This window comes from Nonomuraea sp. NPDC049784 (assembly GCF_040659615.1).
Classification (GTDB): Bacteria; Actinomycetota; Actinomycetes; order Streptosporangiales; family Streptosporangiaceae; genus Nonomuraea.
This window is the reverse complement of record NZ_JBFAMX010000082.1, coordinates 16,273-28,776: the sequence shown is the minus strand read 5'-3', so window position 1 is coordinate 28,776 and position 12,504 is coordinate 16,273. Positions and strand designations below refer to the sequence as shown.

Annotated in this window: 13 protein-coding genes; all 13 read left to right on the top strand. The window is 69.0% G+C overall.

The window, feature by feature from the left end; translation table 11 throughout:
• Positions 1-1,501 (top strand): transcription termination factor Rho (gene rho, locus AB0J09_RS19480; RefSeq protein WP_360692487.1); only part of this gene is annotated, 1,501 nt, incomplete at its 5' end.
• A 204-nt stretch (positions 1,502-1,705) separates the two neighbouring features.
• Entirely contained in the window at positions 1,706-2,971 is a 1,266-nt protein-coding gene (locus AB0J09_RS19475) for a sensor domain-containing protein (RefSeq protein ID WP_360692484.1), read from the top strand.
• Between the two features lie 57 nt (positions 2,972-3,028).
• Positions 3,029-3,664 (top strand): response regulator transcription factor, encoded by a 636-nt coding sequence (locus AB0J09_RS19470; protein ID WP_360692481.1) that lies wholly within the window; start codon positions 3,029-3,031, stop codon positions 3,662-3,664.
• A gap of 122 nt (positions 3,665-3,786) precedes the next feature.
• The gene (rpmE, locus tag AB0J09_RS19465; RefSeq protein WP_360692478.1) at positions 3,787-4,005 is read left to right on the top strand and encodes a 50S ribosomal protein L31; all 219 of its coding nucleotides are present in this window, start codon (positions 3,787-3,789) and stop codon (positions 4,003-4,005) included.
• Between the two features lie 94 nt (positions 4,006-4,099).
• Positions 4,100-5,152 carry a peptide chain release factor 1 gene (gene prfA, locus AB0J09_RS19460; protein WP_360692475.1) on the top strand — a complete coding sequence of 351 codons (1,053 nt, stop codon included), beginning with the start codon at positions 4,100-4,102 and terminating at the stop codon, positions 5,150-5,152.
• Positions 5,149-6,003 (top strand): peptide chain release factor N(5)-glutamine methyltransferase, encoded by an 855-nt coding sequence (prmC, locus tag AB0J09_RS19455; RefSeq protein WP_360692472.1) that lies wholly within the window; start codon positions 5,149-5,151, stop codon positions 6,001-6,003. Before prfA ends, prmC begins: the two co-directional genes overlap by 4 nt.
• 27 nt (positions 6,004-6,030) lie before the next feature.
• Positions 6,031-6,678: an L-threonylcarbamoyladenylate synthase gene (locus AB0J09_RS19450; RefSeq protein ID WP_360692469.1), complete on the top strand. Its 648-nt coding sequence runs from the start codon at positions 6,031-6,033 to the stop codon at positions 6,676-6,678.
• 89 nt (positions 6,679-6,767) lie between these two features.
• The gene (locus AB0J09_RS19445) at positions 6,768-8,528 is read left to right on the top strand and encodes a hypothetical protein (protein ID WP_360692466.1); all 1,761 of its coding nucleotides are present in this window, start codon (positions 6,768-6,770) and stop codon (positions 8,526-8,528) included.
• Positions 8,528-8,902: a hypothetical protein gene (locus AB0J09_RS19440; protein ID WP_360692464.1), complete on the top strand. Its 375-nt coding sequence runs from the start codon at positions 8,528-8,530 to the stop codon at positions 8,900-8,902. Before AB0J09_RS19445 ends, AB0J09_RS19440 begins: the two co-directional genes overlap by 1 nt.
• Positions 8,903-8,999: 97 nt before the next feature.
• A complete protein-coding gene (gene glyA / locus AB0J09_RS19435) occupies positions 9,000-10,265 on the top strand; it encodes a serine hydroxymethyltransferase (RefSeq protein ID WP_360692460.1) in 1,266 nt (421 codons plus the stop codon).
• Between the two features lie 36 nt (positions 10,266-10,301).
• Positions 10,302-11,612 (top strand): MraY family glycosyltransferase, encoded by a 1,311-nt coding sequence (locus tag AB0J09_RS19430; protein ID WP_360692457.1) that lies wholly within the window; start codon positions 10,302-10,304, stop codon positions 11,610-11,612.
• Between the two features lie 130 nt (positions 11,613-11,742).
• Positions 11,743-12,165, top strand: coding sequence for a hypothetical protein (locus tag AB0J09_RS19425; protein WP_360692454.1), 423 nt, complete (start codon positions 11,743-11,745; stop codon positions 12,163-12,165).
• Between the two features lie 66 nt (positions 12,166-12,231).
• Entirely contained in the window at positions 12,232-12,447 is a 216-nt protein-coding gene (locus AB0J09_RS19420; RefSeq protein WP_360692451.1) for an AtpZ/AtpI family protein, read from the top strand.
• Positions 12,448-12,504 lie beyond the last annotated feature (57 nt).

Below are 12,504 nucleotides of genomic sequence, written 5' to 3'. Positions count from 1 at the left end.
CTCGAGCAGCAGTGACCGCTCGAGCAGCAGTGACCGCTCGAGCAGCAGTGACCGCTCGAGCAGCAGTGACCGCTCGAGCAGCAGTGACCGTTCGGGCAGCGACCGCGGTGAGGGCGGCCGTCCTGAGAGCAGCCGCGACGGCGGGCGTGGCGAGCAGCAGCGCGAGCGCGTCGCCGACTCGGGCGGCCGAGGCGACCAGCGCGGTGACCAGCGCGGTGACCAGCGCGGCGACCAGCGGGGCGACCAGCGGGGCGGGGACGACGACGACCGTGGTGGCCGTGGCCGCAGGGGCCGCTTCAGGGAGCGCAACCGCGGCCGTGGTCGCGACCGCTTCGAGGGCGGCGAGCCCGTCATCGGCGACGACGACGTGCTCATCCCGATCGCCGGCATCCTCGACATCCTCGACAACTACGCGTTCGTCAGGACCAGCGGCTACCTGCCGGGCAGCAACGACGTCTACGTCTCGCTGGCCCAGATCCGCCGCAACGGCCTGCGCAAGGGCGACGTCATCACCGGCGCCGTCAGGCAGCCCCGCGACGGTGAGCGGCGCGAGAAGTTCAACGCCCTGGTCCGCCTCGACACCGTCAACGGCATGGACCCGGAGCAGGCCCGCAACCGGCCCGACTTCAACAAGCTGACGCCGCTCTACCCGCAGGAGCGCCTGCGCCTCGAGACCGAGCCGAACATCCTGACCACGCGGATCATCGACCTCGTCTCGCCGATCGGCAAGGGCCAGCGCGGCCTCATCGTCTCGCCGCCCAAGGCCGGTAAGACGATGGTGCTGCAGGCCATCGCCAACGCGATCACCCGTAACAACCCCGAGTGCCACCTGATGGTCGTGCTCGTGGACGAGCGGCCTGAAGAGGTCACCGACATGCAGCGGTCGGTCAAGGGCGAGGTCATCCACTCGACCTTCGACCGTCCCGCCGAGGACCACACCACGGTCGCCGAGCTCGCCATCGAGCGGGCCAAGCGCCTGGTGGAGCTGGGCCACGACGTGGTCGTCCTGCTCGACTCGATCACCCGCCTCGGCCGCGCCTACAACCTGGCGGCCCCGGCGTCCGGCCGCATCCTGTCGGGTGGTGTCGACTCCACGGCGCTCTACCCGCCCAAGCGGTTCTTCGGCGCCGCGCGCAACATCGAGAACGGCGGCTCGCTGACGATCCTCGCCACGGCCCTGGTCGAGACCGGGTCCAAGATGGACGAGGTCATCTTCGAGGAGTTCAAGGGCACCGGCAACGCCGAGCTCAAGCTCAACCGCTCCTTGGCCGACAAGCGGATCTTCCCCGCGGTGGACGTGGACGCGTCCGGCACGCGTAAGGAAGAGATCCTCATGGGCAAGGACGAGCTCCAGATCGTCTGGAAGCTGCGGCGGGTGCTGCACGCTCTGGACATGCAGCAGGCGCTCGAGCTGCTGCTGGAGAAGATGAAGGAGACCAAGTCCAACGCGGAGTTCCTCCTGCAGGTCCAGAAGACCACGGTGAGCAACGACCGCGACTAGCGGCTCCTGGTACTAAAGGGGCGGCAGGGGTTTCTCCCTTGCCGCCCCTTTTCCGTTCACACCGGGTCGCGCTCTGTGCGGCGCCGGGACGCGCATGTGTGGCGAGGCGGGGGTTCGTCGGAGTACCGGAGCGGGGGTTAGCCCTACCTCGACGACGGAGCCTCCCACATTCACCTCGGCCCTTCTTGCGTGCACTCTGGGGACATGCCATCAGTCGCGTTGAAGGACCGTGTTCCGTTAGGTCCCAAGGGCCCCCTGGGCATCGTGGTCGACCCGATGACGTGGCGGGCGGCGCCGTACCTGCTGGTCACCGGGTGGCTCGGGCTCGGCTGGTTCGTCGTGCTGTCCGTGGCCCTGCCCGTCTCCCTCACGCTGACGGTCGTCTGGGTGGGCGTGCCGCTGGTGATGGCGACGGTGCTGATGTGGCGCGGCGGGGCGATGCTGGAGCGGCGGCTGATGCACGCGGCGTTCGGCGTCAAGATAGACGACCCGTACCACACCAGGCCGGAACGCGGGCTGGGCGCGCATCTCCGGTGGCTGCTGGCGGACGCGGCCACCTGGCAGGACCTGGGCTACCTGCTGATGCTGCTCCCGCTCGGCCTGGTCGAGACGGCCCTGTCCATGGTCCTGTGGATGGTGTCGGCCATGCTGCTCATCCAGCCCATCCTGATGTCTCTGTGGGTGGCGACGGGCCTTCACAGCGAGCTGACCATCGACAGCTGGCCGGGCGCCTTCGTGGCCGCGATGTTCGGGGCGCTGCTGTTCGTGCTGGCGGCGTACCTGGTGCGGGGGATGGCCTGGCTGCACGGGACGCTGGCGAGCGTCCTGCTCGGCGGCAGCCAGGAGGAGCGGCTGCGGGCCAGCAGGGCCAGGGGGATCGACGCGGCCGAGGCGGAACGGCGCAGGATAGAGCGCGACCTGCACGACGGCGCGCAGCAGCGGCTGCTGTCGGTGGCGGTGGACCTGGGGCGGGCTCAGTCGAAGTTCGACGACGCGCCCGAGGAGGCCAGGATGCTCATCGCCCAGGCCCACGCCGGCACGAAGGCGGCCATCGCCGAGCTGCGCAACCTGGCCAGGGGCATCCATCCGGCCATCCTGAGCGACCGCGGCCTGGACGCGGCCCTGTCGGGGCTGGCCGCGCGGGCGCCCGTCCGCGTGGACGTCTCCGTCGAGCTGGGCGAACGGCCTCCCGCTGCGGTCGAGAGCATCGCGTACTTCATCGTGGCCGAGACGCTGACCAACATGGCCAAGCACTCCGGCGCCACCGAGGCGTCGGTCGCGGTGGTCAGGGACCACCGCGGCGTGGTCGTCGACGTGTGGGACAACGGCATCGGCGGCGCGGTCGTCTGCGCGGGCGGCGGCCTGTCCGGGCTGGCCGACCGGGCGGCCACCATCGACGGCGTGCTCGTCCTGCACAGCCCCCTGGGCGGCCCCACGCTGGTCCGAGCGGAGCTTCCCTGCGAGTGGTAGCCGGTCCGTCCGGGCTCTCCCGTGCGCAGGCGCGCTGCGAATGGTAGTCATGTGGCCATGCGCGTGGTCATCGCCGAGGACTCCGTACTGCTGCGTGAGGGTCTCGCCCGCCTGCTCGCCGACGGCGGCATCGAGACCGTCGCGGCCGTCTCGGACGGGTCCGCGCTGGTGTCCGCGGTGCTGGAACACGAGCCCGACCTGGCGATCGTCGACGTACGCATGCCGCCGACCCACACCGACGAGGGCCTGCGGGCGGCGCTGCAGGTGCGCGCGGCCGTACCCGACTTCCCGATCCTGGTCCTCTCGCAGTACGTCGAGGAGCGCTACGCGGGAGACCTCATCGGCAAGGCCGTCGGCTACCTGCTGAAGGAGCGGGTGGCCGACGTGGCCGAGTTCCTGGAGGCGGTGCGTCAGGTGGCGGCCGGCGGCACGGTCATCGACTCCGAGGTCGTCGTGCAGTTATTGAGTCGCCAGCGCCGAGGCGCTCCGCTCGACTCGCTCTCGCCCCGCGAGCGCGAGGTGCTCGCCCTGATGGCCGAGGGCCGCTCCAACACCGCCATCGCCACCAGGCTGGTCGTCACGGAAGGTGCCGTGGAAAAACATATCTCCGGCATTTTTGCCAAACTGGCCCTCGGGCCCGCGCCGGAGGATCACCGCCGCGTGCTCGCGGTTCTGACATATCTGGGCCGCTGACGGGAATGCGCGATGGCCTGGGATGGTTGGACGATCTGGCACACTGGTAGCTGACCATTTAGCGGTTCCGGTTCACGCCGTGCGTGAAGGCGACCCGGCGGCCGCACCCCGAAAGGACAGCGATGAAGCGCGACATCCACCCTGAATATCACGTGACGCAGGTGTCCTGCTCCTGCGGTAACACGTTCACCACCCGTAGCACCGCGAAGAACGGCGTCATCCACGCCGACGTGTGCTCTGCCTGCCACCCGTTCTACACCGGCAAGCAGAAGATCCTCGACACCGGCGGCCGGGTGGCTCGCTTCGAGAAGCGCTTCGGCAAGAAGGCCACGGGCAACTAGCTTCACCGACGCCGACCCGGACGCACTCCCGTGCGCCGGGTCGGCGTTGTTGGTGAAGGCCGACCTCAGCCGAACTCAAACGTAAGGACGCACGGTGAACCTCGACGAGTTGCTCAAGGAGTATTCCGAGCTGGAGCTGCAGCTCGCCGATCCCGCCGTGCACGCCGACCAGAGCAAGGCTCGCACCCTGGGCAAGCGCTACTCGCAGCTCACGCCGATCGTCGGCACGTACCGCGAGCTCGATTCGGCCCGCGAGGACCTCGGCGCCGCCAAGGAGCTGGCCGGTGAGGACGAGGCGTTCGCGGCCGAGGCCGCCGAGATCGAGGAGCGCATCCCCCAGCTGGAGGAGAAGCTCAGGCACCTGCTCATCCCGCGCGATCCCAACGATGACAAGGACATCATCATGGAGATCAAGGCGGGCGAGGGCGGCGAGGAGTCCGCGCTGTTCGCGGGCGACCTGCTGCGGATGTACCTGAGGTACGCCGAGCGCCTCGGCTGGAAGACCGAGATCATCGACAGCCAGCCCTCCGACCTGGGCGGCTACAAAGACGTCACGGTCGGCATCAGGGCCAAGGGCGACGAGGGCGTGTGGTCCAGGCTCAAGTACGAGGGCGGCGTCCACCGCGTGCAGCGGGTGCCCGTCACCGAGTCGCAGGGCCGCATCCACACCAGCGCCGCGGGCGTGCTCGTCTACCCGGAGGCGGAGGAGGTCGACGTCCAGATCGACCCCAACGACCTGCGCATCGACGTCTACCGCTCCAGCGGCCCCGGCGGCCAGAGCGTCAACACCACCGACTCGGCGGTCCGCATCACCCACCTGCCCACCGGCGTGGTCGTCTCGTGCCAGAACGAGAAGAGCCAGCTCCAGAACAAGGAGTCGGCCCTGCGCATCCTGCGTGCCCGGCTGCTGGCCATCGCGCAGGAGCAGGCCGAGGCCGCCGCGCAGGCCGAGCGCAAGTCGCAGGTCCGCACGGTCGACCGCTCCGAGCGCGTACGCACCTACAACTTCCCGGAAAACCGCATCTCCGACCACCGGGTCGGCTTCAAGGCGTATAACCTCGACCAGGTTCTCGACGGCGAGCTCAACGCCGTCACCCAGGCCCTCATCGACGCCGAGATGGCGGAGAAGCTCGCACAACACTCATGACATTTCTGCTGGACGAGATCGCCCTCGCCACCGCCCGGCTGGCCGAGGCAGGTGTTCCCTCACCGCGCACCGACGCTGAGGAGATCGCGGCGTTCGTCCACGGCGTGCGCAGAAGCGAGCTCCACACGGTCAAGGACGCCGACTTCGACGCGCTGTTCTGGGAGGGCGTCGCCAGGCGCGAGGCCCGCGAGCCGCTGCAGCACATCACCGGGCACGCCTACTTCCGCTACCTGGAGCTCGCGGTCGGGCCCGGCGTGTTCGTGCCGCGGCCCGAGACCGAGGTGGTGGCGGGCTGGGCCATCGAGACGCTGCGCGCGATGGACGTGACCGCCCCGCTCGTGGTCGACCTCGGCACCGGCTCTGGCGCGATCGCGCTCTCGATCGCCCAGGAGGTGGCGCTGGCCGAGGTCCACGCCGTGGAGGTCGATCCCGAGGCGTACACATGGGCCAAGCGCAACATCTCCGAGCTCGGCCAGGGCCGCACCCACCTCCACCCGGAGGACCTCGCGGAGGCGCTGCCCGAGCTCAACGGCAAGGTCGACCTGGTCATCTCCAACCCGCCGTACATCCCGCCCGGCGCGATCCCGCGTGACCCCGAGGTGCGTCACTACGATCCCTCCAGGGCGCTGTACGGCTCCGGCGACGACGGGCTCGGCGAGGTCCGCGCGGTCGAGCGCACGGCCCGCCGCCTGCTGCGGCCGGGCGGCTGGGTGGCGGTCGAGCACGCCGACGAGCAGGGCAGAGCGGTCTATCTGACGTTCCCCGAGGACAACGGCTGGCGTGATGTGCGCCTTCGCCAGGACCTCACCAGAAGAGACCGCTTCGTCACGGCCCGGCTGGGCCAGGACTAGGATCCATGCGAGCGAGGTGATTGGACCGTGGGAAGACGCTTTGACTGCTCCGACCTGGAGCAGCGGACCGAGGGCCTGACGGAGGCCGCCGCGGCTGTGCGCCGTGGCGATCTCGTGGTGCTGCCGACGGACACCGTCTACGGCATCGGTGCCGACGCGTTCACGCCGTCGGCGGTCACCGCGCTGCTCGACGCCAAGGGGCGGGGCCGCGAGATGCCGCCGCCCGTGCTCGTGGGCACCGTCAGAGCCGCCACAGCGCTCATAGACGACCTCGGGCCGTACGGGCAGGACTTGATAGACGCCTTCTGGCCTGGGCCGCTCACGTTGGTCTGCAAGGCCAACAGGGCCCTTTCCTGGGACCTGGGGGAGACCAAGGGCACGGTGGCCGTACGCATGCCGCTCCACCCCGTGGCGCTCGACCTGCTCAAGGAGACCGGCCCCATGGCCGTTTCCAGCGCCAACCGCTCCGGCGCCCCCGCCGCCACCACGGCGGAGGAGGCCGAGGAGCAGCTCGGGGAGTCGGTCGCGGTCTACCTCGACGCCGGCAAGACCACCGACAACACGCCCTCCACCATCATCGACCTCACCACGGCCGTGCCCAGGCTGCTGCGTCGCGGTGCGATCCCGGTGGAGAAGCTGCGCGGCATCATCGGGTACGTCGCCACCGAGGACTGACGTATACCGTCTGCTTATCCCGGCTGCGATCGCCCTCCGGCCAAGATTACGGTGAGGCCCGGAGCGGCGATTACGTCCGGGAGTGGCCCATGGGCAAGTTCGACGGCATGGATCCGAAGCTGGTCCGTGACCTGCTGACCGAGGTGAAACACGCGGCCACGCAGATGCGCGCGGCCGAGGACCGGGTCAGGCTCGCCATGCAACGGGCTGAGCTGTCCGCCGTGACCACCCACCGCCCCGCCCAGGTCGCGGACTCGGTCGACGCGATGGTCAAGGACGTCAACGTCCGGCTCGGGGTGCTGGAGAAGCGGGTCGACCAGCCGCGGGGCGACGTTCCGGGGACGGGGGCGGGGTCCACGCAGGACGACGAGCCCAAGGACGTGCGCGGGGATCAGGGCAAGTACGACAATCCACGGGCCGACGAGACTCCCCCGAAGAACGACGACACCAAGACGGGCGAGGAAGCCAAGACCGGTGACGGTGCTAAGACCGACGCCGAGGGCAAGACCGGCGATGGTGCCAAGACCGACGCCGAGGGCAAGACCGGCGATGGTGCCAAGACCGACGCCGACGGGAAAAACGGGAAAACCGGTGACGGTGCTAAGACCGACGCGGATGGCAAGACCGGCGATGGTGCCAAGACGGACGCGGATGGCAAGACCGGGGACGGTGCCAAGGCCGACGCCGACGGCAAGACGGACTCCGATGGCGATGGGAAGACGTGCGACGGCGCCAAGGACACCGGGACCGGGGACAAGACCGGTGATCAGCCCGTTGACCAGCCTGTTGACCAGCCCAAGGACGACGACCTGGACAGCCGGCGCGACCGCGGCGCCGAGGCGGACGGCGGCACGACCGGCACCCCGGCCAATGACCAGCAGGACGTGAGCAAACCGCAGATCGTGGAGGTCGACGGCGTCAAGGTCCTGCAGATACCCATCGACCCGCCCACGGCCGAGCAACTGGAAGACCTGCTCCAGAACGCCGACAAGGTCCAGGCGGCGGAGATGCCGAAGCTCCCCGCCGACGGCGCGACGACCCACGCCGCCGACGTCAACGCCTGGGCCAACGACGGCAGCGACGTGGTCTCCGCCGACACCACCCCGCCCAACCTGGACGCGCTGAAGACGGTGGTGGGCCATCACCGCGAGATCCCGCCGCTGGACATGCCGGGCCTGTCGGAGACGTCCGGCTACGACACCACGCCCACGGACGGGACGGCCCCCACTGCGGGGACGAACGACGACGCCTGCGCCTCCGGCACCACGCCGGGTGGCGCGGACACGACCCCGGGTGGCACGGACACCACGCCAGGTCGTGCCGACACCACGCCGGGCGGTACGGACACCACGCCTGGTGGCACGGACACGACCCCGGGTCGCGCCGACACCACGCCGGGCGGCACGGGTGTCACACCCGACCGGCCCTCGGGCGACGGGGTGGGCCAAGGGGCGGGTGACGGGCAGGGGACGGGCGTCCGGGGAGCCGGTGATCAGGGGGCAGGAGGTACGGGTGACCAGCGGGCGGGAGGCCAAGGGGCACCCGTCACGATCCCGCCGACCAACCCCTCGATCCAGGTGCAGATCGCGTACGGGCCGGAAACCGCGGCATCGAACGTCAACACCTGGGCAAGCGACGGCAGCGACGTCGTCTCCGTGGACGTCGCCCCGCCCAGCCTGGACGCGCTGAGGACGGTCGTGGAGCACCACCGCGACATCCAGCCCCTCGACATGCCCTCCGTCGAGGTCCCGCCGGGCGAGTACGGCAAGGGTGAGTGGGCACCCAGGCACATCCAGCCGGACGGCCCGCAGGGCGAGATAGACCCCGGCACGCCGGAAAGGAGCGCGTGATGTACGTCGACCCCCCGGCGCCCAGGCCAAGGGACCCCAACGAGACCCCGCCGGTCAGCGCCTCGGGAGCCCTGGACAGCCCTCAGAGGGCCTGGGAGTTCAACCCCGACTACCAGCGCCTGGTCGTGGCGTGGAACACCGTCCTGCCCCAGCTGGAGGCCCTCAGAACGGCACTTGACAAGGCGTACGGCCTGGCCAAGAGCCCTCAGACGTGGGACGCGCCTGTGGGCGAGCGCTACGTCCAGGACATCCGCGAGTGGCGCACCAGGCTCGCCGTCTACCGCCACAACGTGCTCACGACGATCAGCGACGAGGCGGCCGACACCCCCAGGTGGATCCAGACGACGGCCAACGCGCCGCACGCGTTCCAGTAGCACGCACCAGGCGCGTCACCGTACTTCGGCGGGGTTCTCGTGCGTGGGAGGCACCCCGCGGCTGGGAGAAACGGACAGCAGGTCGTACCCTGGGAAAATGGGTGAGGAACCCTACTACGGCCCCGACTTCGGCCTGCTGCGGAAGCAGGACCCGGAGCTCGCACAGGTCTTGCTCGATGAGCTGGACCGGCAGCGGGGCAATCTCCAACTGGTCGCGAGCGAGAACTTCACGTCGCCCGCCGTCCTGGCCGCGATGGGCTCGACCCTCACCAACAAGTACGCCGAGGGTTACCCGGGCAGGCGCTACTACGGCGGCTGTGAGGTCGTGGACCGGGCCGAGCGGCTGGCGGTGCAGCGGGCGCGCGAGCTGTTCGGGGCGGAGCACGCCAATGTCCAGCCTCATTCCGGCGCCTCGGCGAACCTGGCCGCCTACGCCGCGCTCCTGCAGCCCGGCGACACCATGCTGGCCATGGCCCTGTCGCACGGCGGCCATCTCACCCATGGCTCCAAGGTGAATTTCTCGGGTAAATGGTTCAACGTCGTGTCGTACGGGGTGCGACGGGACACCGAACTCATCGACTACGACGAAGTCAGGGACCTGGCCCTGCGGCACCAGCCGAAGCTCATCGTGTGCGGAGCCACGGCGTACCCGAGGCTGATCGACTTCACGGTCTTCCGCGGCATCGCGGACGAGGTGGGGGCGTGGCTGATGGCCGATGTGGCGCACACGATCGGGCTGATGGCGGGCGGCACGATCCCGTCGGCGGTGCCGCACGCGGACGTCGTGACGCTCACCACCCACAAAGCGCTGCGCGGACCGCGCGGAGGGGCCATCCTGTGCACGGAGGAGTTGGCCAAGAAGATCGACCGGGCGGTGTACCCGTTCATCCAGGGCGGGCCGTTGATGCACGTGGTGGCGGCCAAGGCGGTGGCATTCGCGGAGGCCATGCGGCCGGAGTTCGCGGACTACGCCAGGCGCGTGATCGTGAACGCGCAGGCGCTGACGGAAGCGCTGGCCGGGGAGGGGATGCGGCCCGTGTCCGGCGGCACGGACACCCATCTGGCACTGATCGACCTGCGTGAACTCGACGTGTCCGGCGCCGAGGCGGAGACCAGGTGCGCCGCGGCGGGGATCACGCTCAACCGGAACGTGATCCCGTACGATCCCGAGCTGGCGGCGATCACGTCGGGGATCCGCGTCGGCACGCCGTGCGTGACCACCCAGGGCATGGGCCCCGAGGAGCTGAAAGAGGTGGGAACCCTGGTGACCCGGGCAGTGCGCCAACCGGGTTCGGCCAGGGAGATTCGGGATAGAGTCTCGGCGCTTCTTGCCATCCATCAGCCATATCTCAGCGAATATTAAGCTGGTCTGTGTCGTTTTCCGGCCCCAGCAGGCCGGATGATCCGGGAAACTAGGTCCGTGCGCGAATACCTGTTCATGGCGCTCATATCGGCGGCGGTCACCTACCTGCTGGTTCCGCTGGTGCGCCGTTTTGCCATCCGCATCGGCGCCATGCCGGAGATTCGCGATCGCGACGTGCACACCACGCCGACGCCCAGGCTGGGCGGCCTCGCCATGTACGGCGGGCTGGTCGTGGGGCTGCTGCTGGCCGACCGGCTCACCCACTCGAGCGAGGCGCTGGCGGGCACCGGAGCCCAGGTGGTGCCCGCGTTGATCATCGCGGGCGGGCTCATCACGTTCACCGGCTTCCTCGACGACTGGTGGGGCATGGACGCCTTCATCAAGCTCGCCGGGCAGGTCGCGGCGGCCGGGGTGCTGGTCTTCTTCGGGATGCGGCTGACCTCCATCCCGCTGCCGGAGGCCTGGGGCGGTCCGACCAGCGTGGACTACACGCTCAGCACGATCATCACCATCCTGGTCGTGGTCGTGACGATCAACGCGGTCAACTTCGTCGACGGACTCGACGGGCTCGCGGCCGGGATCGTGTGCATCGCGGCCATGGCCACGTGGGTCTATTCGATCATCATCTCGCAGAAGATCTCCGGAAGTAACATCACCGCCACGGCGGCCATCGTCGCCGTCCTCATCGGCACGTGCCTGGGCTTCCTCCCGCACAACTTCCACCCCGCGAAGATCTTCATGGGCGACACCGGAGCCATGCTGATCGGCCTGGTGCTCGCCTCCTCGATCGTCACCGTGACGCCGGTCGACACCACGGCCATCGTGGACATGAACGAGTTCCCGGTGCTGGTCCCGCTGCTGATCCCGGCGGCCGTCCTGGTGCTGCCGCTGATCGACCTGATAACCGCGGTCATACGGCGCACGTCACAGGGCCTGTCCCCCTTCGCGCCCGACCGCGGTCACCTGCACCACCGGCTGATGGACATCGGCCACTCGCACCGGCGTTCGGTGCTGATCATGTACGCGTGGACGTTCCTGTTCTCGTTCCTCGTCGTGGGCCTGTCCTGGGTCGGTGTGCCCGTCCTGATGTTCCCTGCCGTCATCGTGCTCGCGCTCGCCGTGCTGGTTCTGATGGCGATGCCGCGCTGGCGGGGCAGGGGCGGGGTACACGCCGCGACGCCCGACAATCCCGACGACGACGGTGGTCCGCCCACCGGGCCGATGCCGCCGATCCTTCCGGAGGATCCCCAGGTCAAGCGGCAGGCGCCGCCCTCCGGAGGCGCCTCGCGCGAGCGTGCGAGCGCCGAGGGGAATCCGGGCATTCCGGTCTTTCCAAGCCGTTCTTGATCGCGAACTGGAAACGGCAGGTAAAAGCGGTCTTCCGTGAGCTTGTGATATCTTTCACGAGCAGGGACTCCAGATGCACCGGCTCTGGAGGTAGCAAACGCTCGCTTGATAACATGTTGATGGAGCATTAATGCAGGCCAACGACGTGCGCGTACTCAAGAGCGCCGCGATCCCGACCCTGGCGGTCGGAGTGGTCGCCGTGGCCGTTTCGCTCCTGATAAGTGGCGGCAAGGGAGCGCTGGGCGCCGCGATCGGCACTTTGCTCGTCGGGGTTTTCTTCAGCATCAGCGTGGTAGCGGTGTCCTATGCCGCACGGGTCTCCCCCCAGATGATGGCGATCGCGGCGATGGTCAGCTACCTCGTCAAAGTCGTCGCCATTATGGTGGTGCTGGCCTCGTTCCGTGGCACCACGGCCTGGAACACCCAGGCTTTCGCCTGGTCGGTCGTGGTCTGCACGCTGGTCTGGACGGGCTTCGAAGTGCGCGCGTTCATGAAGACCAAGATGCTGTACGTCGACCCCGAGGCCCGGGTCCCCGGAAAGGGCGACTCATGAAGGCTGGTAAAGGGACGGGGTCCGATATGACTAGTCCTCTACTTGCCTGCTATCGTCAGGGCCGCGATGAGCGCAAAGGAACGCCGACCAGAAGAGGACGGTCGCGACTTCGCCGATGCCATGTGGTCAGTCCCCAGCTATCTGCTCGCAGGGATGGCCTTCTACGGAGGCATCGGGTGGTTGCTGGACCGTTGGCTGGACATGTCCGCGTTCTTCCCCATAGGCGTGGTCCTTGGGGTCGTGCTCGGCGGCTACCTGGTCTACCGGAAGTTCGGTCGCTAGCCCGACACAGCGAGCACTTCGCTGAGGAATCTCTTGTGATCCATTTCGACGTTGAAG

What these genes read in the sequence shown, in the direction of transcription:
- AB0J09_RS19475 (WP_360692484.1), top strand. Translation starts at nt 1,706, where the DNA reads ATGCCATCAGTCGCGTTGAAGGACCGTGTTCCGTTAGGTCCCAAGGGC.
- AB0J09_RS19470 (WP_360692481.1), top strand. Translation starts at nt 3,029, where the DNA reads ATGCGCGTGGTCATCGCCGAGGACTCCGTACTGCTGCGTGAGGGTCTC.
- rpmE (WP_360692478.1), top strand. Translation starts at nt 3,787, where the DNA reads ATGAAGCGCGACATCCACCCTGAATATCACGTGACGCAGGTGTCCTGC.
- prmC (WP_360692472.1), top strand. Translation starts at nt 5,149, where the DNA reads ATGACATTTCTGCTGGACGAGATCGCCCTCGCCACCGCCCGGCTGGCC.
- AB0J09_RS19445 (WP_360692466.1), top strand. Translation starts at nt 6,768, where the DNA reads ATGGGCAAGTTCGACGGCATGGATCCGAAGCTGGTCCGTGACCTGCTG.
- AB0J09_RS19440 (WP_360692464.1), top strand. Translation starts at nt 8,528, where the DNA reads ATGTACGTCGACCCCCCGGCGCCCAGGCCAAGGGACCCCAACGAGACC.
- glyA (WP_360692460.1), top strand. Translation starts at nt 9,000, where the DNA reads ATGGGTGAGGAACCCTACTACGGCCCCGACTTCGGCCTGCTGCGGAAG.
- AB0J09_RS19430 (WP_360692457.1), top strand. Translation starts at nt 10,302, where the DNA reads ATGATCCGGGAAACTAGGTCCGTGCGCGAATACCTGTTCATGGCGCTC.
- AB0J09_RS19425 (WP_360692454.1), top strand. Translation starts at nt 11,743, where the DNA reads ATGCAGGCCAACGACGTGCGCGTACTCAAGAGCGCCGCGATCCCGACC.
- AB0J09_RS19420 (WP_360692451.1), top strand. Translation starts at nt 12,232, where the DNA reads ATGAGCGCAAAGGAACGCCGACCAGAAGAGGACGGTCGCGACTTCGCC.